Below are 20,342 nucleotides of genomic sequence, written 5' to 3'. Positions count from 1 at the left end.
TTTTTGAACTTTAAAATGTATTAGGGGAACAGGGGTGCTCATGGACTGACATCGCAGCAAACCTGAACTCAAGCTGTATTATAAATAGATTTAATTGTGATGCTTGTCACATTTTCTGAATTCCAGTTAAATGAGCATGCCTGATGCAATAGGGCTCAATGAGGTCTGTTTTGTTTGTATTTATGGCTGATATAAAGAGAAATGCTATATGTATCAAGCTGATACCAAGGTGGGTTATTTAAATTAATTACATTTATTATTTATTTATTGTGACTTTAAAATTTAATATATAGATCTCAAATGCAGCCCCTCATATATAGTCCTGCCGCTAAAGATATACTCAAGGGTCTATTTATGAGTTTCACACCAAGTAAAGTCCATCAAAGCGTCTGGACTTATCTCTTTTTAGGACAGCAGGCATTATTTCCTGTGGCTTATGCGGCTGGGCAACTCTCCATGCCCGCAGCCAAGCAACCTGAACTTATGCGCTATCAGATAGCAAAGGGATATACGCTTGGTTCTGTCTCACGCCAGTTTGGCACAACACCTCACCAACTGTTGGCATTAAATGGCAACCTGGCGCTAAACGTCCCTCATTTGCCGGTAGGTGACACTATCAATTTACCGCGTGCGTCCGTTTTACCTGCGCTGTCAGGCGCCAATCCACTGCATTTGACGGCGCCTGCGCCAACCCCTGTGGATGTCGAGCAGAAGGTTGCCGAGCAGGCTGCCCGCTTGGGGCAGCTGTTTTCGCCTGCCGAGTCAGAGATGCCGGCAGATCAGGAAAACCACAGTGAATTGGTTAAGGGGTTTAAACGAAGTCTGCGGCATCTACCACCTTCCGCGCAGAGCGTTACACAGGATGCGACTGCACCGCATCATGGGTCAGAACAAGAGAAGCAGTATTGGCGTCAGCAACTGGTCACCCATTTTGAAGAGGAGGCCAATGCCTATGCAGCATCCTTGCTGGGGACGATGGGCACAGCCAGAACCCGGGTGACACTGGATGACGATTTCAATATGGTCACTGCCGAGGCGGATCTCTTGTTGCCGCTTGCGGAAGAGCAGCAGACCCTGCTGTTTACCCAGTTTGGTCTACGCCGAAATGGGCAGGCGCGCACCATTGCCAACCTGGGGGTGGGCCAGCGTCATTTCCTAGACCGCTGGATGCTGGGCTACAACCTGTTTGCTGATTATGACCTGACCAACCGGCACTGGCGTGCGGGAGTCGGGGCTGAGGCGTGGCGTGACTATCTCAAGTTGGGTGCCAACTTTTATACACCACTGAGCAGTTGGCGTGACTCCCCACGGTTTGAGGGTATGGAAGAGCGCGCAGCACGCGGTATGGATGTGCGTCTTGAGGCCTATCTGCCGGCCTATCCGCAATGGAGCGCATCGCTCACTGCCGAGCAGTATTTGGGGGAGCGGGTTGACTTGCTGGGCGCAGATCAGCTTGAGCGCGATCCGCATGCCATCACTGCCGGTCTGCACTATAACCCCTTCCCGTTACTCAAGATGGATGTCGAGCAAGTTGAAGCGAGCGGCAGGCAACATGACACCCGTTTTACGCTGGGGCTGGAGTGGAAGCTGGGGGCCACGCTCTCGGACATGCTGAATCCGTCCCGTGTCGACAAGTCGCTGGCAGGTATGCGCCACGATCTGGTTGAGCGTAACAATGACATGGTGCTCGAGTATCGCGACAAGGTACTCCTCAAGGCCTCTCTCAACGACCAGTATTCTGCGGGAGAGGGGCAAGCCCTGACCTTGACGCTCAACATTCAGCATTCCCGCCAGATAGCCTCCATCCAGTGGTTTGGCGAGATCCTGGGGCTCAGTGGACTTGGCCCTGTCGATACGGTTGGGCAGGACAAACGTTCCCTTACACTTCCGGTCTTGCCCATCTATCGCATTGGCCAATCCAATCAATATCCGATCGTTGCCATCGTCACCGACATTGATGGCCATGAAGCCATCGCGGAAGGGGTTGTTGTCGTCTCGGAAGACTCTGGGCTGCAACCCGCTATTCAGTTGGCAGAACACTTTGTTCAACTTCGCCCCGGTGCTCACTACCACGTTGACTGGGGGGTGGTTGATCCCCGTCAGAAGCCTGCCAAAGCGCGAAATGGGATCCCGATTGAGAGTATTGAGGGGGATGTAGAAGCGGACCGCGATGGTTACCAGTACCGCTATCGCCTGACATTTCAGGGGCCTGCACAGGTACTGACGGGGCGTGAGCTGGTTGCGCCTGGGCAACCCAACCCCGGCACTCGGTATCGCCTGGATGTAGAGGTCACCTTCCCGAGTGGGCATGTGGCGCGTGACAGCATGGAGTTTGAGTTTATTGATGATGCAACTGTGCCGGGGGCCCCGACGTTGACAGTGACCGACAGCAATGGTGACGACAAGCCAGAGGCCACTGGTAAAGCGGAACCGGGCAGCACGGTGACCATTACCTGGCCGGATGGCACGACCAGCACCACGACTGCAGATGAGGATGGCAACTACAGCCTGGAAGCCCCGACGGCGCAGGGGAGTGGCACCATCACCGCCACGGCTACAGACAAGCGCGGCAACACGGGGCCGGCTACCAGCGTGAACTACACCGACTCAACGGCACCTGGGGCTCCGACCTTGGTTGCGACGGATCGCAATAGCGACAACAAGCCGGAGGTCAGTGGCAAGGCTGAACCGGACAGCACGGTGACCATTACCTGGCCGGATGGCACGACCAGCACCACGACCGCGGACGTGGATGGCAACTACAGCCTGGAAGCCCCGACGGTGCAGGGGAGTGGCACCATTACTGCCACGGCTACCGACAAGAGCGGCAACACGGGGCCGGCTAGCAGTGTGAATTACCTCGCGAGCTTGATGGGAGTGACGATTACCGGGCTAGTTAACGGCTTTCCTGAGGTGGGGTCTGTACTGACGGCCGTGCCTGACTGCGGCTCGAGCGCGTGCCGCACAGGACTGACCTGGCAGTGGCAGATCGAGGAGGAGGTCGGTACTGGACGTTTTGTGGATATCGCTGGGGCGACCAGTGTGACCTATTTACCCGTGCGAGAGGATCAGAAGAAACGGGTGCGCGTCATTGTTGCGGCGCTGTGAGCATCCGGAGTGGCGTTTATCGACGCCATGTAAGTCATTTTTTGTAGCCAAAAGGAAGAGAGCAAGTGATGAGAAAGCAAAAAATCGCGGTATCGATCGCAATGGTAATGTGGGGGGTAGCCAGTGGCGCCAGCGCGCTGACATCGGCTCCAACCGATACTGTGAAGGGGCGACCCCCAATGTTGACTGGAGTGTCATTCAACTATGTCGATGTCAACAACAACGGTCGAGTGGATGTAGGTGACAGCCTCAAAATTGAAGAACAAGGTTTTGATGATCCGGATATGGATGCTCAAGCACCGAGTGAGTACAAGTGGTATCGCGATGGCATTGATATGGGGGTAACCGATGATAGTTATACCCTGACTTTGGCAGATCTTGGTACCCAAATCACAGCAGGAGTTATTCCGCAAACCGATGCAACCACGACAGACCCTTATCAGGGGAATGAAGTTGCGGCGGCGGGGGGTTCTCCTGATGGCGATGGTTCTGTTGATGTGGTTGATCCCAATGAGGTGGATGCCGTCGAGATCGTCATTGCGGCCACTGACGCTGCGCTTGCTGGCAATCCGATTGTCTCGACCGAACTCAGGGCCAAGGTCACTACCAGTGCCGGTGGGGTTGGGGTGGCGAGTGATTACAACTACACATGGCAAATTGAGGATGGTGCAGGTGGCAACTACATCAACATTCCTGGGGCTGTCAGTGAAACCTACACCCCAAGCAAGGATGATCAGAAGCGCAAGCTACGGGTTGATGTCACCAAGAAGTAAAGCCATCACCAGCCCCGGCTGGATGGGCATGATATCCGGACCATCGCCCGCAGCAAGAGGTTGATGGTTATCGGATGGATAACGGGTTGTCCTGCCTTGCCAGGGAAGGTGAGGTGGGCACATCAATCGGTAATACAGGGCGCCCGCGGGCGCCCACCATTTTAATCAGCTTGGCCTGTAAAAATGGCGAGGCTGGCTAGTTACAGCAGGTGATGGTGCTGTCGTAAACCGGAGAGTGTTTGAATGAAGGTGATATCTCGTTATTTGTCATATCTGGCACTGTGTATGGTGCTGTGGCAAACGACAGGAGCAATGGCTGAAAGTGCCCACACCCTGTCGGTGCAGGGGCGTGCGCCAGTGGCATCTGGCGTGACACTGACTGGCCCGGCGGCGCCCTTGGTGGGGGATACCCTGCTGGGAACATATACCTTTAATGACCTAGATACCGACGAGGAACAGGGCAGTGTATTGCGCTGGCTGAATAATAGTGACATCGAACTCGCCAGAGGTGATCGCTATCTGTTGACCGATGCCGAGCGTGGCAAACAGCTTCGCTTTGCGGTCATCCCGGCCACCAATCCGGCGGTGACCGATCCGTCCGAGGGAGTCGAGACAAGCAGTTCGCTCTCTGCGGTGGTGCAGGGGCGGCCAGACCCCGCCAAATCCACATTCAGTGTCGACAAGTCCACCATAGTGGCGGATGGGGTTGATAACGCAGTTTTGACGCTGACCCTCAAAGACGACAATCAAACACCGGTAATCGGCATCAGTGATCGGGTGGAGCTAGGTTATAGCGGTGTGGATACAGATGTTATCTCCCTGATGGAAAACGACCGGGGCAATGGCATCTATGAGTACATCCTGACGGGGACCAAGTCTGGCGTTGTCACCCTGACGCCACAGCTGGATGGCGCTCCCTTGACCACTCTTCCTCCATCACTGCAGGTGACTCTGGCCGCCAACCCTGCCACCGCGAGAGTGGCCCAGCTGGTGACCACCACTGACAATCAGCCTGCGGATAACGTCAGCGCTGACCTGCTGACTGCGACTGTGCATGATATCGAGGGGAACCCCATGCAGGGCGCTAGCGTGGTATGGTCGCATGGCAGCACCACGGCAACCTTGGGCGCAGCGACAAGTGTGACCGACAGTAATGGTCTGGCAACAGTGACCCTCATCAACACCCGGGCTGAGACGGTCGCCGTGACGGCAAGGGCTGAAGCCAATTCTGGTGACACGGGCATGACCAGTGATGCCAACTTCGCACTCTTTCCGGTGCTAGATACATTAGCCGTGGGGACCAATAATCAGCCCGCCAATAATAAGGCCTTGAACACAATAGTGGCCAAATTCAAAGACCTTGCTGGGTCGGTTCTGGCAAATGTGCCGATCACTGTGCAGTTCAGTGCTGACAAGGGCACCGCCACGTTCGATAACGAGTCGCCATGGACGACCACTACCAATGACGTTGGTGAGGTGATCGTGTCACTGCGCAACAGCGTGGTTGAGGATGTGGAGGTGACGCTATATGCGAAAAATAGCGATACCGTGCAAAAAGCGGCAACGGTCAGCTTTACAGAATTGATGATAACGAGATTCCTCAAGCCGGATCCGGCCACCATGAATTGGCTGGATGCCGACAACTACTGCAATAGCATCGGACGCCGTCTACCGACGGTAGCTGAATTGCAGGCATTGTTTGTCGAGATATCTCCTTCTTCTGGTGAGAATTATGCCTTGTGTCATGTTCATGGATGGCCACTGGCTAACAAGTGTGGTGGCTCTTTCGATGACTATTGGACGAGTGAGACGTACGACCCTCTTGCTGTTAGTGCACATGCCGCCGTCTATATGCACACAGGTCTCGTTGGTGGATTCGGTGACACACAGCCTAGCCAGGTAGCGTGCATACGTCGTTGAGGAGGCCTTGTTTCCCGGAACGATACCGATTGAATGGAACTAACCGGGGATAGTGGTGATGTGATCACCATTATCCCCTCAATTTTGCACTGTCGGTTATTCACGCCATCACTACTGAACAACAAGAGTAATATCCATATACTACAGCTCGTTGAGCTTGGAATGGTTATAAAACCAACCCCATGCAGAAGTACAAATATGAAAGCTATCAGAGGACGGTTGCCGAGTTTTAATATATGTGGCTCAAAAAATAGAGCCTGAAGAATTAAACTTCACGTTGTAAAAAGATCATTCTTGGAGATTCAATCATTTGTATGGTTATCCATAAAATAGCATTAAATCAATGCGTTATGTTGCCATCATCTGTCTTGGTGAGTGGTTTTTATTATTTTATTAATCATCATCTTTTTGATGGCTCAACTTAAAATCTCAATCTGCCAAATTTGAAACATCATAGACCGGTCAGATTGGGGATGAAATGGAACAGGATAACAGTTGGAACATCGGTGAGGATGATATTGAGTGGTGGAATAGCTACACTCGATTATTTGTACAGGATATTTATAGCAAAGACCCTAAAAAAAGAATGGCTGGTTTCTATTTTAGACCACTCAGTATGGAGGCGGCTTCATTCTATCATTCCTGTGATCACGATTTGCTTTTGATGATCACCTGTGTACAAATGTCACTTCTTGAAGAGTGTTGCAAGGCATATCATCAAGCTGGACGTCGGCCATGTCAGTTATTTTTTAAGGCTGAACCACGAGTATTATCAAAAATATCTAGCCAGCTAATAGCATTGATGGATAGTCTGCGCTCTCAAAAGATAGAGTTGATTCTTGACTTGAATTTACCATATCATAAAAATGATAAGGAGTGGCAAAAGTCACTATTTAAAATAGTCGATAGTGGCCATATGGTTTGTCTGGGAGGGTATAACTGGAAAGATAACGAACCCAGAGATTTCCAGGTGGTTAAAGAACTATTTAAATATGTCAGATTAGGACCGCCTCCGTCTAATTTGGCGGAAGTTAATCACTTTATTGATACCTGCTTCTATGTTAAAGAAAAACTGGCAATGCAACTCATATTAGATAGAGTGCAAAGTCAGACAGATCTGGATATAGCTTGTCGGACACCATTTTTTGCATTGATGGGCGATTATATTTCAACTGCTCATTTAGCAAAAAATCTGGATGATGTCTCCTATAAGGTCATGTTATGAGTGCCATCAAGAATACTACACTTGTTATTGCATTGTGTACATTAACACTCTGTAATATGATTTATCAAGATGTATTCCATACATTGAAAAATGATGGGCATCATCATTCTGAATACAGCATTATCTGGGCACCTAATGCTTATCTGGTATTTTTTCTATGGGCATTTGGTCGCTGCATAGATAAGACAATATCACTAATATCAATTTTCATGACAGTAATAGGGTTCAACTTACTCTATTTTAGTAGCCAAAATTATCCTATGGGAATGGGGTCTTATTGGTCATCATTGATAATGTATGCTGTCAATAACACTGTATTTATCATTGGCTTTCTATTTGTGTTGAATTTTTGGCAATCATCAATATCTTTTCTTTCAAAAGACAATGAAGTGCTATCATTTTTATGGCTCCATTTTGGTGGAGCCTTATGTACTCTTATTGCAAGTGTATCTGTCCTGGTTTTCCCTAGTTCCTCAGAAAAATTGGTATATCAGCTGTTTTCCGCAAACCTAATGGCATTTACCTTTTTTACATCATATCTTTTTTTGTCAGAGCAATTCATTCCTGACAACAAAAACCTGAAGATGATGAACTTTTGTTTATTGGTGTCACTGTCATCAATTGTTTTTTTTATAGTAAATGAGTTTTTTCATACCTTATCAAAGGAAACGTTTGCATTAATCTTGATGGCATCATTTATTTGTCTTTTTATTAAATCCAGACCCTATGTGAGAATTGTTATTGCGGCGTTGGTCTCAGCTTTTTGCGCTGCTGTAAATGTAGCTTTGGATTTATCTCTTTATGATTTTATTTTATTTTACAGTATATGCATTAGTACCAGCATTATCTTGATAATGCGGAAGAAAGAAACACACATTATACATGCGCTGCAGAAAACGGTAGATGAGCTTAGAAAAAGTAAACTAATAGACCCTTTGACTGGCTTGCTTAACAGAGAGGGATTCAGGAGCGTATTAAGTGAAAAATGTAACACCAATGAAGAGTTTCTGGTCGCATATGCAGACCTTGATAAATTTAAAGAAATTAATGATTTTATGGGACACGCTGCAGGTGACCTTGTATTAAAGATATCTTCAGCAAGAATGTCATCAATCTTAGGTATGAATAGCCCTGTCGCACGCCTTGGTGGTGATGAGTTTGCTTTTGTTATTCCTGGTGAGAAAAGTGTAGCCCTGCAGCGTTATCAGGAACTAATCGAAAAAATAACGCAGCCCATCGCAATAGGAGAGCGCACATTTTCAATTGGTATTTCTATTGGAGTTAGCGCTTATCCTCATCAAGCAGTTACAGTAGAAGAGTTGCTTGATAAAGCGGATATGGCCATGTATGCAGCCAAATGCTCCCATGATCGTGCGCCAGTGTATTTTGAAGAAAAGATGGACTACCGAAAAAATCATGAGACATTTTATTTGCAAAGAACATTTAATATAGAGTTAATGTTGGGGGAATGTTATGCGGTATTCCAGCCGCTACACGATATTGAGCAGGGGAGAATAAAGTCATTTGAAGCATTACTGCGACATCCTAATTTTAGCACGGTTGATATAATTCAGTGGGCTGAAGAATATGGCCATATGAATGCACTGTTTGAACTTATGGTACAATGCGCAGTAAATTTTATTCTAAAGTCAGGTTATCCCGTTACAGTCAACATATCTCCCTCTCAGATCATCTTCAATTGTGGGATAATTAGAAACTTAATGGAAAAGGTGATCATAGAATGTAAATTGCCACGAGGTTCATTAAATTTAGAAGTTACTGAGTCGGTACCAATCGTTGAGCAGGCAGTGTTCATTAATGCGGTTGGCCAAATAAAAGAACTCGGAGTAGAAGTTTACCTTGATGACTTTGGTACTGGCTATGCCTTTTTTTCTACACTAAGTATGGGGGCTTTTGATGCAATCAAGATTGATAGGAATCTAGTGTCTGGCATTAATAACTCACTATCCATGCAGCGCCTTTTGAACTCCATATTAACTTATGCGAACGAAGCGGGTATGTACGTTATCGCTGAGGGTGTTGAAGAAGAAGACGAGCTTTGGGTGTTGAAAAACTTGGGGGTAAAATATGTGCAAGGGTACTATTTCTCAAAACCAATGAAAGAAGAGGCCATGTTAAGCTACATAAAAGATTGGCTCTAAGCCGATAAAGAAGGCGTCAATCGATATAAAATTAAAAGCTATGCTACTTAATATCATTGGCTAGCAAGAATAGCATTACCAAAATCCCAACTTGCCAGCCATATTTACCTTGTAAACACGATACGATGGGTTTCTTAGAAGAACCCAATCGTATTGCCCCGCATGAATTTGCTTCGCCGAGTATATATGAGCATCGGTAAACCTTACATTTAGACCATCATCAAAATCGAAAATAGGTTTGGATAGTTCTTTTGAATAAACTACAAAAAAAAACAAATCGTCTTTCTTTTTTGCCAAGATTCCTTTAAAAAGTTTTTTCTCTCCACTAATCTTGTTCCATGCGATTGTTTCTACAATGCCGAATCGACATGTGCTTATATATTTCATCTTTACATCATTTGCCTCTGAGTTATAATTGCACCCCATACCATTGATAACCGGAATAATAATATAAGTATGGAGGACTATGAAACTAGTCAACGCTATGAACTTTAATGTCTTGATCATTGTTGTCATATCCATAAAGATAAAGACCAGATTTCTTTTGTATATTGTCAGATATTGACTTTTGCTTGCTTTTATTTAGCTCAAAAACGCCACATATCTTTGTTTTTTCACTTAACTGATAGCAGTAAAGTTCACCTGAAGAAAAGAAATATATGATACCTAATGACAGGATCGCTACGCAATACAGCGAGAATAGTGTTTTGACAAATATTTTTTTAAAATAACTGGCATGATTTTCTTGCGCTATGATCTTTGCGTTAATTTTGGCCATATCAATAATGGCCTCATCTACTTCATCTGAACTTGATTCGGTTGTTTTATTCTCTGTATTTATCTCATTTTTATTTTTTGACGAGTCACAAGGAGGTTGCAGAGCAATCATGCTAGATTGGATCTTGTCTGCTGCGCCATGAAGTATATAACCTCTCCGGTGAACGGTTTCTATCTTAAAAGCCCCGTCAGTTTCTTGTAGTACTTTTCTGATGTTTTTTATAGCAACTGCCAATGAATTGGGAGAGACGAACTTGTTAGGCCACCCTTCTTCAATCAGTTCCTCTTTACTGGAAAACTGATTTAATTTTTTTAGTAAAGCGGTAAAAATCAGTGTCTCGCTTTTGCTTAATCGAGCAATCACTTCTGAGTTCCATGTGACGTCACCTGAGACGGGGTTGTAGTCCAGCATGCAAAACCACCAATGATTAAATTTTACGTTATAAACAAGGCTCTCATCCAGTGAAAGCTAATCCTTAGACCTCTATCTACGATAGCCTTACTTTTAGTGATTCTATAAGTAACATTACTATAGTTGCAATACTCTTATTCAAGCACCCTGTATATTATTCGTTCTCAATAGTGAGACATCGCTCATCATAGTTTCAGTATTAATTAGTTTATCTAATCCATTAATTATAAAAATTTTAAGTGAGGTGTCTCACTATAAACCTTGACACAAATCTTAACCGTTTATTTGTTGCGTAGTTTTACAACAGATGGAGATGTTTATAAAGAAAAATAAGCAGGATGTGAGAAGTTGCTTTGATTGTCATCTGAATATTTATTGTTGTGGTAAATTTCTTGGTGTTATATTAACTTGTTAGTGGTTGTTGATAATGCTGTTAAATATATGCCAGCTTGACAATAAATATTAAATCATGTCTAGTTTAAATCTGGCTTGATACGTTATGGTAAATAAAGCTATCAAGTGACTGGTAGACATATCTAATGTCGGTTCCTGAGATAATCAGAGGCGGTAACGTAAAAATACAGTTATCAAAGCTGGTGACAACTCTCTGCGATGATCTGGCAAATAGCTACATAGCTATCGGATAATAGATAGATCTAAATTAACTCCCTATTAAATCATATCTTTTCATGTAAATTTGCGTCGAATCAGCATTATATTTAACCAGCATTGTATTCTTTATGTCATGTGAGGATACTCATGAACTCTTTTTATATATCAGTGATATAAGATTAATTAAGTCGTTATTTCATGGTTTTGAGTATTGAATAATACAGGAGATGGCCTTTGAAAAGGTTGCCTGTTACTGAGCATTCGGAGTGATGAATGAACAATGAAATTACTATGACAGATGAGATGGTGTTGGTGTAACTAATTGAAAAGAAAGGATTTTTTATTTTTATAAATTTATTATTTTAGCATCACTACATTTTGATTAAAACATAGGATTATTGCTGCTTAGTTATCAGGCATATGTGAATCTGTATTGGTCGAGGTGAAATGATATGTATATAAAAATGGTAAATAGAGATAAGGGAGTTACCTTTGATCTTCAAAATGGTATTGTCGAATACAAAGCATTGGGGGGATTGTTGGTACAGTCTAGGCTGGGTAAAAAAGACAGGGATGTATTGATTTATTTGATAAATAACGTAGGGCGATTGATCTCAAAAGATGAAATTTTACATAGTGTATGGACTAATCGTATTGTCTGCGACAATACCGTTTCGGTTTCATTGTCAAATATTAGAAAGTTCTTGAGGAAAGCAGATGAAGATTGCTCATGCCTGACAAATGTCTCTGGGTCTGGTTATATATTCAATCCAGCCAAATCGGGATTTAGATTAGAAAAACAACTGAAAGTAAATGAGTTTGCTGTTTGATTATTGATATTTATTGTCGGTGCTGGTTATTAATTATATTGGTGAGGCCATTGCTGTAAGGGTTACTGTTAGTATGAAATAGTCGTGGCAAGCTACAGTAGCCCAACGCCATTTCACGAAAAATACTGAAGCATGATAAAGTTCAGGTATGAATACGCTGTCAAGCCTTATTTTAACTATCTTGCCAATCAGGAATTATATTTTTCGGTTTGTGGAGCGTGGAATATTATTGTTTTTATCTATGGATAACTGCAGAAAATTAATGCCTGGTTGTACAGCTCAAAGATGTGATATCAACATGCACGATCTCTATTTGTTCTCGCTGGTCACCAAGACAGAAAACCAGATTGATGAAGACAGCATAACCTCTCGCCTGCTTTTCATATCTGAAACCTCTTCAGCCATCCGAAGCACCGCGCGACTGCATTTAGCTGCAATAACGAGCTTTGTTTAACACCAGTGTGCGGAACCTTATGGTGTCGCGACTGCTCGCACATGCTGTGCGATGACCGCTTTTATCCTTCTACGCCGGTTGGGTGTATCCCGGCAATCCCATCGAGCAGCAGGTCTTGTTCGCGTGAAAGAGGCCCGGTTGAGCGGTAGTAGGGATACAAGGGCTCTATAAGCCTCTTTGCACTGCTTTTTGCAAAACCGTGATGAGGTAAACCATGGGATTAATGACTAGATTTATCAGTAGCAAGGAGTAAAACGACACCCTTGCATCATCACAAAACAGCATGGGACAGGGATCATGAACAGAGCGCAGGAAGCCGGTTCGTGCTCGCTTCAGGTGGATCTCAGACAGGTCGTTTATGCCTTGTCTGCGTCACTGGATCTGGTAGGAATTGGCGATGTGGCCCATGGTAAACGGGTCGGGATCATGGCGGCCGAGTGTGGTCGGGTATTGGGGCTGGATACAGCTGAATGTTGTTTGTTGTTTGAGCTCGGCGTGCTGCACGATATTGGTGTCTCCTCGACCATCACCCATCACCATCTGGTTAGTGAGTTCGATTGGGAGTCCTCCCAGCGTCACTGCGAGGTAGGATATCAGCTGCTCAAGGATTTCCGCTTGCTGGCCCCGTTGGCACTGCCTATCCGTTATCATCATACCCACTGGCATCTCTTGCGCGAGATGGCCGATGTGGACCCCCAGGTTGCTCGTCAGGCCAACCTTATCTTTCTGGTGGATCGTTGCGATGCGCTGGCTGCCCCATTCTATGGCGATGGCTCATTGTTAATGCATACACACGAGATCCGTGCTCGCCTGCAGGATTGCCGTGACGAATTCTTTGCCACCGATCTGTTGGATGGTTTTCTCCAAGCCTCCCGCTCGGAGGCGTTCTGGTTGCAACTGGAGGCGCGAGCCATCAATGATTACATGCACGAGATGCTGAGGCAGCGGGAGTCCTGCATCACCGATAATGGTGAGCTAAAAGCGTTGGCCAGGATCTTCTCGGGTATCGTTGATGCCAAAAGTCCATTCACTATGACGCACTCCCTCGGAGTGAGCCGTCTTTCGCGTGCCCTGGCCGAGCGGCTGGGGGTTAGTAGTGTCCATTGTGACATGCTCGAAATTGCAGGGCTGTTGCATGATCTCGGCAAGTTGAGGGTTCCTGATGAAATATTGGACAAACCTGCCGGCTTGACGCCGGAGGAGCGGGCAATCATCAATACCCACAGTTTCGAAACCTACCAGATCCTGCGTCATATCGAAGGGTTTGAGGAGATAGCCTGCTGGGCGGCCTATCACCATGAGGAGCCTGACGGGGAGGGCTATCCGTTCCATCTGCCGGCATCCGCCATGGCGCTCGAAGCGCGCATCCTGCGGGTGGCCGATATTTTCCAGGCCATGGTGCAGGACAGACCTTATCGACGTGGGCTGCCTGCTCGTGATGCTCTGGCTTTTATGCATCAACTGGCGGCTCAGGGTCGGGTAGATCCTGTCGTGGTGGCGACGTTGGCGGATTATCTGCCACAGATGATGGCTGCGGCCATGCCGGCCAATGAAAACAGATATGCAATCGGTTGATGGGGGAGGAGAGGCTGACCCATCCGGCAGTGAGCCAGCTATGCTTGGAGCAAGCCGTGCGTGGTGCCGGTACTGACGCGCAAGACGCCAGCCTGATTGGACTATGGATAGGGGAATTGATATGGAATCGCTAAAAGCCAGGGATTATATGCAGAGCAGACCTATAACCTTCACTGCAGACATGATGGTGCAGGCTGCGGTCGAGAAATTTTTGAACAGTCATCAGTTGGGAGGGCCAGTGGTGGATGGGCAGGGACACTTGATCGGCTGGATCTCCGAGCAGGATTGCATTGCAGTGATGCTCAAGGAAGCTTATCACTGTGAGCAGGTCGCTCAGGTCAAGGATGTGATGCGCAAGGAGGTACTGACTGTTGAGCCAGATACCAGCATCCTCACCCTGGCGGAGATGATGATGGGACAGAAACCCAAGATCTATCCGGTGGTGGAGGAGGGCAGGCTGCTCGGGGTAATCAATCGCCATAATGTGATGCAGGCTATCCATGCCCAGTTGACCACCTGTTTTGTACACAATCACGGCTAAGGGCTGACCGGATGCAACATGCAACAGAAGCAGGCCAATGGCCTGCTTCATTGTTTTGGGAGATGGTGCGTTCACCCATCCGTAGCCTGGTATGGAGGCTAATTTGCCTCTCCAGTGTCTCATGTTAAGGCTTGCACCTGCTGTCTGTGCTCTTTAGGATCTCCCCCAGCTATCGATATGGCCCCCTTGTCGGGCACTCTTTTAAGGAATTCGTACCTTGTCTCTCTCTATCGAGGCGCTGCGCCGCCGTCTCTCTGCCTGCATGAACCTCGACGCCCGCCGTCTCTCCAGCCGTCTGCACGGTGCCAAGAAGTTGCCCGAGGGCAAACAGGCTGCGGTACTCGAGACCATTGCCGCCGATCTGGATGCGGCGCAGGCGCGTTACCAGTCCCGTTTGGCGGGCGTACCCAAGGTCACCTATCCGGACAACTTGCCGGTCAGTCAGAAGCAGGTGGAGATCGCCAAAGCCATTGAAGAGCATCAAGTGGTGATCATCGCCGGCGAAACCGGCTCGGGCAAAACCACCCAGATCCCCAAGATCTGTCTGGCGCTGGGGCGCGGGGTGAAGGGCTTCATCGGCCACACCCAGCCGCGTCGTCTGGCGGCCCGCACTGTGGCGGCCCGTATTGCCGAGGAGATGGAGTCCGAACTCGGTCACTACGTGGGTTACAAGGTGCGCTTTACCGATCAGGTTAGCGAGCAGACCCATATCAAGCTGATGACCGACGGTATCCTGCTGGCGGAGATCCAGAACGACCGGATGCTCACCCAGTACGACACCATCATCATCGATGAGGCCCACGAGCGCAGCCTCAATATCGACTTCATCCTGGGCTATCTCAAGCAACTGCTGCCCAAGCGCCCGGATCTCAAGGTGATCATCACCTCGGCCACTATCGACCCGCAACGCTTCTCCCGCCATTTCAACAAGGCGCCGGTGATAGAGGTCTCTGGCCGCACCTATCCGGTAGAGGTGCGCTACCGCCCGCTCACCAGTGATAAAAGTGAAGGGCTGGAAGAGCGCGATGAGCTGCAGGGGATTTTCGATGCGGTGGAAGAGCTGGCTAGAGAAGGTTTAGGAGACATCCTTATCTTCATGAACGGCGAGCGGGAGATCCGCGATACCGCCGATGCCCTGCGCAAGCTCAACCTGCGGGATACCGAGGTGCTGCCGCTCTACGCCCGCCTCTCCAACGCCGAGCAGAACAAGGTGTTCCAGCAACATGCCGGACGGCGCATCGTGCTCGCCACCAACGTTGCGGAGACCTCGCTGACGGTGCCTGGCATTCGTTACGTCATCGATCCGGGCACCGCCCGCATCAGCCGCTACTCCTGGCGCACCAAGGTGCAGCGCCTGCCCATCGAGCCGGTCTCCCAGGCCAGTGCCAACCAGCGTAAAGGTCGTTGCGGCCGGGTGGCGGACGGTATCTGTATCCGCCTCTACTCCGAGGAGGATTTCAACGGCCGTCCCGCTTTTACCGACCCCGAGATCCTGCGCACCAACCTAGCATCGGTCATCCTGCAGATGCTGGCGCTCGGCCTTGGCAATATGGAGGCGTTCCCCTTCGTCGAGCCACCGGAGTCCCGCCATATCAAGGATGGCCTGACTCTCTTGAAAGAGCTGGAGGCGGTGCGCGAGCTGCCCGCCACCGGCGAGCGCGAAGCCAAGTTACAGCTGACCGAGACCGGTCGCCAGCTCTCGCGCATCCCCCTTGATCCGCGTTTGGCGAAGATGGTGATCAGCGCGGCGCAGACCGGCTGCCTGAGCGAGGTGATGGTGATCACCGCGGCCCTCAGCATTCAGGATCCCCGCGAGCGGCCCATGGAGAAGAAGCAGGCCGCCGACGAGCAGCACAGACGCTTTGAGGACAAGGATTCCGACTTCCTTGCCTTCGTCAATCTGTGGAATTACCTGAAAGAGCAGCAGGATACCCTTGGCAGCAATCCGTTCCGCCGCATGTGCCAGAAGGAGTTTCTCTCCTACCTGCGGGTGCGCGAATGGCAGGATATCCATTTCCAGCTGCGTCAGACGGTGAAAGAGCTTGGTTTTAAAGCCAACCATGAACCGGCAGATTTCAAGACGGTGCATTGCGCGCTGTTGACCGGCCTTTTGAGTCATATCGGCAACAAGGATTTGGAAAAGCCCGAGTTCCTCGGTGCTCGCAATGGCCGTTTCCACCTCTTCCCGGCCTCGGGTCTGTTCAAGAAGCCGCCCAAGTGGGTGATGGCCGCAGAATTGGTGGAAACCTCGCGCCTCTACGCCCGTATCAACGCCAAGATTGAGCCCGAGTGGGTGGAGCCGCTGGCGGGCCATCTCATCAAGTTGCACCACAGCGACCCCCACTGGTCGAAGAAAAATGGCGCCGTGATGGCCAAGGAGAAGGTGACCCTCTATGGTCTGACTCTGGTCAATGAGCGCACCATCAACTTCAGCCGCATCGATCCGGCGCTGTGTCGCGAGCTGTTTATCCGCCGCGCGCTGGTGGAGGGAGATTTCGAGACCCGTCACCGTTTCTTCAGCGATAACCGCAAGCTCTTGGCCGAGGTGGAGGCGCTGGAGCACAAATCCCGTCGGCGCGACATCCTGGTGGATGACGAGGACTTGTTCCGCTTCTACGATGCTCGTTTGCCGGAGGAGGTGATCTCCTCCCGCCACTTCGACAAGTGGTGGAAAGAGGCGCAAAAGCGGGATCCCGAACTGCTCAACTTCGAGAAAGAGATGCTGATGAAGGGGGATGCGGCCCACATCAGCGATCTCGACTACCCCAACTTCTGGCAGCAGGGGCGCCTCAAGCTCAAGTTGACCTATCAGTTCGAGCCGGGGGAGGCGGCGGATGGCGTGACCCTGCATATTCCGCTGCCGCTCCTGAATCAGGTGGAGGTGAAGGGATTCGAGTGGTTGATCCCCGGGCTGCGTCACGAGCTGTTGGTGGCTCTCATCAAGTCGATGCCCAAGCCGATGCGCAAGAACTTCGTGCCAGCGCCGAACTACGCCGATGCGCTGCTCGCCAGCATCAACCCCGAGCAGGGGCCGCTCTTGGACGAGATGGAGCGCCAGCTGCGCCGAATGACTGGTGTGACCGTGCCCCGTGAATCCTGGGACTGGGCTGCGGTGCCCGATCACCTGAAACTCACCTTCCGGGTGGTGGACGATAAACACAAGAAGGTGGCGGAAGGCAAAGATCTGGAGGCCTTAAAAGAGTCGCTGCGCGGCAAGGTGCAGGAGACTCTGTCACAAGTGGCGGACGATGATATCGAGCAGTCCGGTCTTACCCTGTGGAGCTTTGGCGAGCTGCCGCAAGAGTACAGCCAGAAGCGGGGCGGGTTCGAGGTGAAGGCCTATCCGGCGTTGGTAGACGAGAAGGATTCGGTCGCCATCCAGCTGGTGGAGAGCCCGGTGGTGCAGCAGCAGCTGATGTGGGCCGGTCAGCGTCGGCTGGTGCTGCTCAACGTGCCATCTCCCATCAAGTACCTGCAGGAGAAACTGCCCAACAAGGCCAAGCTGGGGCTCTATTTCAACCCCTTTGGTAAGGTGGCGGAACTGATTGACGACTGCATCGCCTGCGGCTGCGACAAGCTGATCGAGCAACATGGCGGGTTGGCCTGGGATGAGGCCGGTTTCGAGGCGCTCAAGGAGTATGTTCGCGCCGAGCTCAACGATGCGGTGGTGGAGGTGGCCAAGCAGGTGGAAGCCGTGCTGACGCTCTCCCATGAGATCAAGAAGCGGCTCAAGGGCAAGATGCAGCTCGACACCGCCTTTGCCATGTCAGATATCCAGCAGCAGCTCGGCAACCTTATTCACAAGGGCTTTGTCACCGAGACCGGCTGGCAGCGGCTGCCTGACTTGCTGCGTTACCTGCGGGCCATCGAGCGACGTCTGGAGAAGCTGGCCATCGATTCCAACCGGGATCGGGTCTACATGCTCAAGGTGCACAGTGTGGAGTCGGAGTACAAGGCGCTGCTGGCCAAGATCCCCAAATCCCAGCTGGTGCCCACCGAGGTGGCCAATATCCGCTGGATGATCGAGGAGCTGCGGGTGTCGTTCTTCGCCCAGAATCTGGGCACCCCTTATCCGGTCTCCGATAAACGGGTGCTTAACGCCATCGCTCAGTGCTAAGCTGCTATCTAACTGTTTTAACAGCATGATAGCGCGTGATAAGAAGGGGTTGCCGGTCAGGTAGCCCCTTCAAACCGCAAGTCAGGGAGGCAAGGATGCTGGGGGTCTGGTTGAGTGTGGCGCAGGTGGTGATCAGCGGTTATCAACCCATTGCGGAACAAACCTGGGTGCAGTTGAACCCGGAATATTACCCGCTGGCGCGCACGCCACCAGCGATGTTTGTGGCCTGGCGTGGCAATCAGTTTCCGCCGCTGGCCCAAAAGCAGAAGCATGGTCGCTGGCAGATCCTCTTTCCCGCTCGGCTGGTCCCCCCTTTCGATCTGTTCGAGGGGGAGGCGCAGCTCTCCAAAACCTATCTGGCAAGATTGCGGCGCATCGACGAGATGGCTTACGGGGTCGCCCCCGGCCAGGTCGCTGCAACCGTGCAGCATGGCAGTGTTTCACCTTTTGAGCCATCGCAACTCATAGCGCCCTTTATCGCCGAGTTCAACGTTCCTCGTGCCATGCCGGTTCAGTTGGCGGTCGCCCCCCGCTACGAAGCAGAGCCATTGCTGGCGTTGCTTGGTGCCGCAGTTGGCGAGAGGGGGAGTCGCAGTGATGGTCTGCTGGCGGCCAGCGTGTCATCTGATAGCACCACACTGACACTCTCTGCGCCGGCGGTTGGCGAGGGGCGCTCAGTGTGCCATCGGGTCGCGGCGGGTGAGACGCTGTGGCGCATCGCCAATCAGCTATCCAGCAGGGTGGGGGCAGATACTTACAGCTATCTGCTGGCCTTGGCCGCAGAAAACAGGGCGGGCCTCGGTAACAGTATCCGGGTCAAAACCGGGGAGGGGCTCTACTGTCCTCGCGCCGAGACGCTTGCGCAGTTTGATGCGTTGAGTCCGGCCCAGCGGCAACAGCAATTTGCTCGTCTTGAGCAGGGGCGTTAAAGCGCGGGATGAGCCTTGTATCCGCTATTGGCCCATGGTAGTATTCGCGCTCGTTTTGCGAGGTGCTGACCGGTCGCAGTTTGCACCATACATTCCTTTAAAAGAGATACATACTATGTCTTTCGTATTCCAAGCTGAAGTCCGTTCTGACCTGGGGAAAGGTGCGAGCCGCCGCCTGCGTCAAGCTGACCAAGTTCCTGCCATCGTTTACGGTGCAGGCAAAGAAGCCCAGTCCATCACTGTTGACCACAAGAAATTCATCCTGGCCCAAGAAAAGCCGGAATTCTATGAGTCCGTACTGACTCTGGTTATCAACGGCGAAGAAGTTAACGTGAAAGTGAAAGCTATCCAGCGTCACCCGGTACGTTACAAGCTGGTTCACCTGGACTTCGTTCGCGTTTAATCACGAACCGTCAGGTAGCAGAAAAGCCACTCTCAGGAGTGGCTTTTTGTTATCTGAAGCATGAGAAGGGGATCTCACGGCCCCCTTCTTTAACGACCCAGTTGCTGCAATGCCTGTTGACAGCGCCGCTCCGCGGCATCCAGCTCCAGCAGCACCATCCTGATATCTTCCATCTGCTGCTGCAGCGTCTCCCGCTTTTCGGTAACCAGCCCGAGCATGGTTTGCAGCTGGGTGCGGCTGCTCTTGTCGGCATCATAAAGATCAAACAACTCCCGGATCTCGGCCAGACTGAAACCGAGCCGCTTACCACGCAGGGTCAACTTGAGACGAACCCGATCCTGCTTGCTGTAGATGCGGGTCTGCCCTTCTCTGGCGGGATTGAGTAACCCTTGATCCTCATAGAAACGGATGCTACGCGTCGTAATATCAAATTCCCGAGCCAGTTCACTGATGCTGTAGCTCCGGGCTTCATCCTTGTTTTTGTTCATATAAACTTCTTGGCGA

Annotated in this window: 14 protein-coding genes and 1 pseudogene; 11 read left to right on the top strand and 4 right to left on the bottom strand. The window is 50.2% G+C overall.

Features of this window, described 5'->3' with window-relative positions:
* The first annotated feature begins 354 nt into the window (after nucleotides 1-354).
* From G5168_RS13405 to G5168_RS13385, 5 genes are all read left to right on the top strand, one after another.
* Complete coding sequence (locus tag G5168_RS13405; RefSeq protein ID WP_421252316.1) at nucleotides 355-3,108, top strand: inverse autotransporter beta domain-containing protein; 2,754 nt, start codon at nucleotides 355-357, stop codon at nucleotides 3,106-3,108.
* A gap of 68 nt (nucleotides 3,109-3,176) precedes the next feature.
* The gene (locus tag G5168_RS13400; protein ID WP_421252315.1) at nucleotides 3,177-3,881 is read left to right on the top strand and encodes a ZirU family protein; all 705 of its coding nucleotides are present in this window, start codon (nucleotides 3,177-3,179) and stop codon (nucleotides 3,879-3,881) included.
* A gap of 243 nt (nucleotides 3,882-4,124) precedes the next feature.
* Nucleotides 4,125-5,801 carry an Ig-like domain-containing protein gene (locus tag G5168_RS13395; protein ID WP_421252314.1) on the top strand — a complete coding sequence of 559 codons (1,677 nt, stop codon included), beginning with the start codon at nucleotides 4,125-4,127 and terminating at the stop codon, nucleotides 5,799-5,801.
* A gap of 478 nt (nucleotides 5,802-6,279) precedes the next feature.
* Nucleotides 6,280-7,026 carry a hypothetical protein gene (locus tag G5168_RS13390; RefSeq protein ID WP_216953520.1) on the top strand — a complete coding sequence of 249 codons (747 nt, stop codon included), beginning with the start codon at nucleotides 6,280-6,282 and terminating at the stop codon, nucleotides 7,024-7,026.
* Nucleotides 7,023-9,188 carry a putative bifunctional diguanylate cyclase/phosphodiesterase gene (locus G5168_RS13385; protein WP_421230899.1) on the top strand — a complete coding sequence of 722 codons (2,166 nt, stop codon included), beginning with the start codon at nucleotides 7,023-7,025 and terminating at the stop codon, nucleotides 9,186-9,188. Before G5168_RS13390 ends, G5168_RS13385 begins: the two co-directional genes overlap by 4 nt.
* Nucleotides 9,189-9,263: 75 nt before the next feature.
* Here the strand turns inward: G5168_RS13385 and G5168_RS13380 are convergent, their stop codons facing one another.
* Both G5168_RS13380 and G5168_RS13375 read right to left on the bottom strand, forming a co-directional pair.
* Nucleotides 9,264-9,575, bottom strand: coding sequence for a hypothetical protein (locus G5168_RS13380; protein ID WP_216953522.1), 312 nt, complete (start codon nucleotides 9,573-9,575; stop codon nucleotides 9,264-9,266).
* 85 nt (nucleotides 9,576-9,660) lie between these two features.
* Entirely contained in the window at nucleotides 9,661-10,377 is a 717-nt protein-coding gene (locus tag G5168_RS13375) for a winged helix-turn-helix domain-containing protein (protein WP_227342793.1), read from the bottom strand.
* 1,064 nt (nucleotides 10,378-11,441) lie between these two features.
* Here G5168_RS13375 and G5168_RS13370 point away from each other — a divergent pair.
* Nucleotides 11,442-11,819 carry a winged helix-turn-helix domain-containing protein gene (locus G5168_RS13370; RefSeq protein WP_216953524.1) on the top strand — a complete coding sequence of 126 codons (378 nt, stop codon included), beginning with the start codon at nucleotides 11,442-11,444 and terminating at the stop codon, nucleotides 11,817-11,819.
* 259 nt (nucleotides 11,820-12,078) lie between these two features.
* Here G5168_RS13370 and G5168_RS13365 read toward each other — a convergent pair.
* Nucleotides 12,079-12,350: pseudogene (locus tag G5168_RS13365) on the bottom strand (hypothetical protein); the annotation flags it as partial.
* A 220-nt stretch (nucleotides 12,351-12,570) separates the two neighbouring features.
* On the opposite strand from G5168_RS13365, the gene G5168_RS13360 reads away from it, so the two are divergent.
* The 5 genes from G5168_RS13360 (at nucleotide 12,571) to rplY (ending at nucleotide 19,838) form a co-directional block, all read left to right on the top strand.
* The gene (locus G5168_RS13360) at nucleotides 12,571-13,848 is read left to right on the top strand and encodes an HD domain-containing phosphohydrolase (RefSeq protein WP_421230898.1); all 1,278 of its coding nucleotides are present in this window, start codon (nucleotides 12,571-12,573) and stop codon (nucleotides 13,846-13,848) included.
* A gap of 121 nt (nucleotides 13,849-13,969) precedes the next feature.
* Nucleotides 13,970-14,389, top strand: coding sequence for a CBS domain-containing protein (locus tag G5168_RS13355; RefSeq protein WP_227342797.1), 420 nt, complete (start codon nucleotides 13,970-13,972; stop codon nucleotides 14,387-14,389).
* 217 nt (nucleotides 14,390-14,606) lie between these two features.
* Nucleotides 14,607-18,506, top strand: coding sequence for an ATP-dependent RNA helicase HrpA (gene hrpA, locus G5168_RS13350; protein ID WP_421223398.1), 3,900 nt, complete (start codon nucleotides 14,607-14,609; stop codon nucleotides 18,504-18,506).
* 95 nt (nucleotides 18,507-18,601) lie between these two features.
* Nucleotides 18,602-19,435: a hypothetical protein gene (locus G5168_RS13345; protein WP_421223400.1), complete on the top strand. Its 834-nt coding sequence runs from the start codon at nucleotides 18,602-18,604 to the stop codon at nucleotides 19,433-19,435.
* Between the two features lie 115 nt (nucleotides 19,436-19,550).
* On the top strand, nucleotides 19,551-19,838 hold the full coding sequence (rplY, locus tag G5168_RS13340; protein ID WP_005345280.1) for a 50S ribosomal protein L25: 288 nt from the start codon (nucleotides 19,551-19,553) through the stop codon (nucleotides 19,836-19,838).
* An 89-nt stretch (nucleotides 19,839-19,927) separates the two neighbouring features.
* Here rplY and G5168_RS13335 read toward each other — a convergent pair whose 3' ends face one another.
* Nucleotides 19,928-20,326: a MerR family transcriptional regulator gene (locus G5168_RS13335; protein WP_216953528.1), complete on the bottom strand. Its 399-nt coding sequence runs from the start codon at nucleotides 20,324-20,326 to the stop codon at nucleotides 19,928-19,930.
* Nucleotides 20,327-20,342 lie beyond the last annotated feature (16 nt).

This window comes from Aeromonas sp. 600724 (genome assembly GCF_049175135.1).
GTDB lineage: Bacteria > Pseudomonadota > Gammaproteobacteria > Enterobacterales > Aeromonadaceae > Aeromonas > Aeromonas veronii_A.
Note: the sequence above shows the minus strand (reverse complement) of the source record. Positions and strands in the feature narration are given on the sequence as shown.

Coding starts and splice junctions, on each gene's coding strand:
- G5168_RS13405 (WP_421252316.1), top strand. CDS start 355: ATGAGTTTCACACCAAGTAAAGTCCATCAAAGCGTCTGGACTTATCTC.
- G5168_RS13400 (WP_421252315.1), top strand. CDS start 3,177: ATGAGAAAGCAAAAAATCGCGGTATCGATCGCAATGGTAATGTGGGGG.
- G5168_RS13395 (WP_421252314.1), top strand. CDS start 4,125: ATGAAGGTGATATCTCGTTATTTGTCATATCTGGCACTGTGTATGGTG.
- G5168_RS13390 (WP_216953520.1), top strand. CDS start 6,280: ATGGAACAGGATAACAGTTGGAACATCGGTGAGGATGATATTGAGTGG.
- G5168_RS13385 (WP_421230899.1), top strand. CDS start 7,023: ATGAGTGCCATCAAGAATACTACACTTGTTATTGCATTGTGTACATTA.
- G5168_RS13380 (WP_216953522.1), bottom strand. CDS start 9,575: ATGAAATATATAAGCACATGTCGATTCGGCATTGTAGAAACAATCGCA.
- G5168_RS13375 (WP_227342793.1), bottom strand. CDS start 10,377: ATGCTGGACTACAACCCCGTCTCAGGTGACGTCACATGGAACTCAGAA.
- G5168_RS13370 (WP_216953524.1), top strand. CDS start 11,442: ATGTATATAAAAATGGTAAATAGAGATAAGGGAGTTACCTTTGATCTT.
- G5168_RS13360 (WP_421230898.1), top strand. CDS start 12,571: ATGAACAGAGCGCAGGAAGCCGGTTCGTGCTCGCTTCAGGTGGATCTC.
- G5168_RS13355 (WP_227342797.1), top strand. CDS start 13,970: ATGGAATCGCTAAAAGCCAGGGATTATATGCAGAGCAGACCTATAACC.
- G5168_RS13345 (WP_421223400.1), top strand. CDS start 18,602: ATGCTGGGGGTCTGGTTGAGTGTGGCGCAGGTGGTGATCAGCGGTTAT.
- rplY (WP_005345280.1), top strand. CDS start 19,551: ATGTCTTTCGTATTCCAAGCTGAAGTCCGTTCTGACCTGGGGAAAGGT.
- G5168_RS13335 (WP_216953528.1), bottom strand. CDS start 20,326: ATGAACAAAAACAAGGATGAAGCCCGGAGCTACAGCATCAGTGAACTG.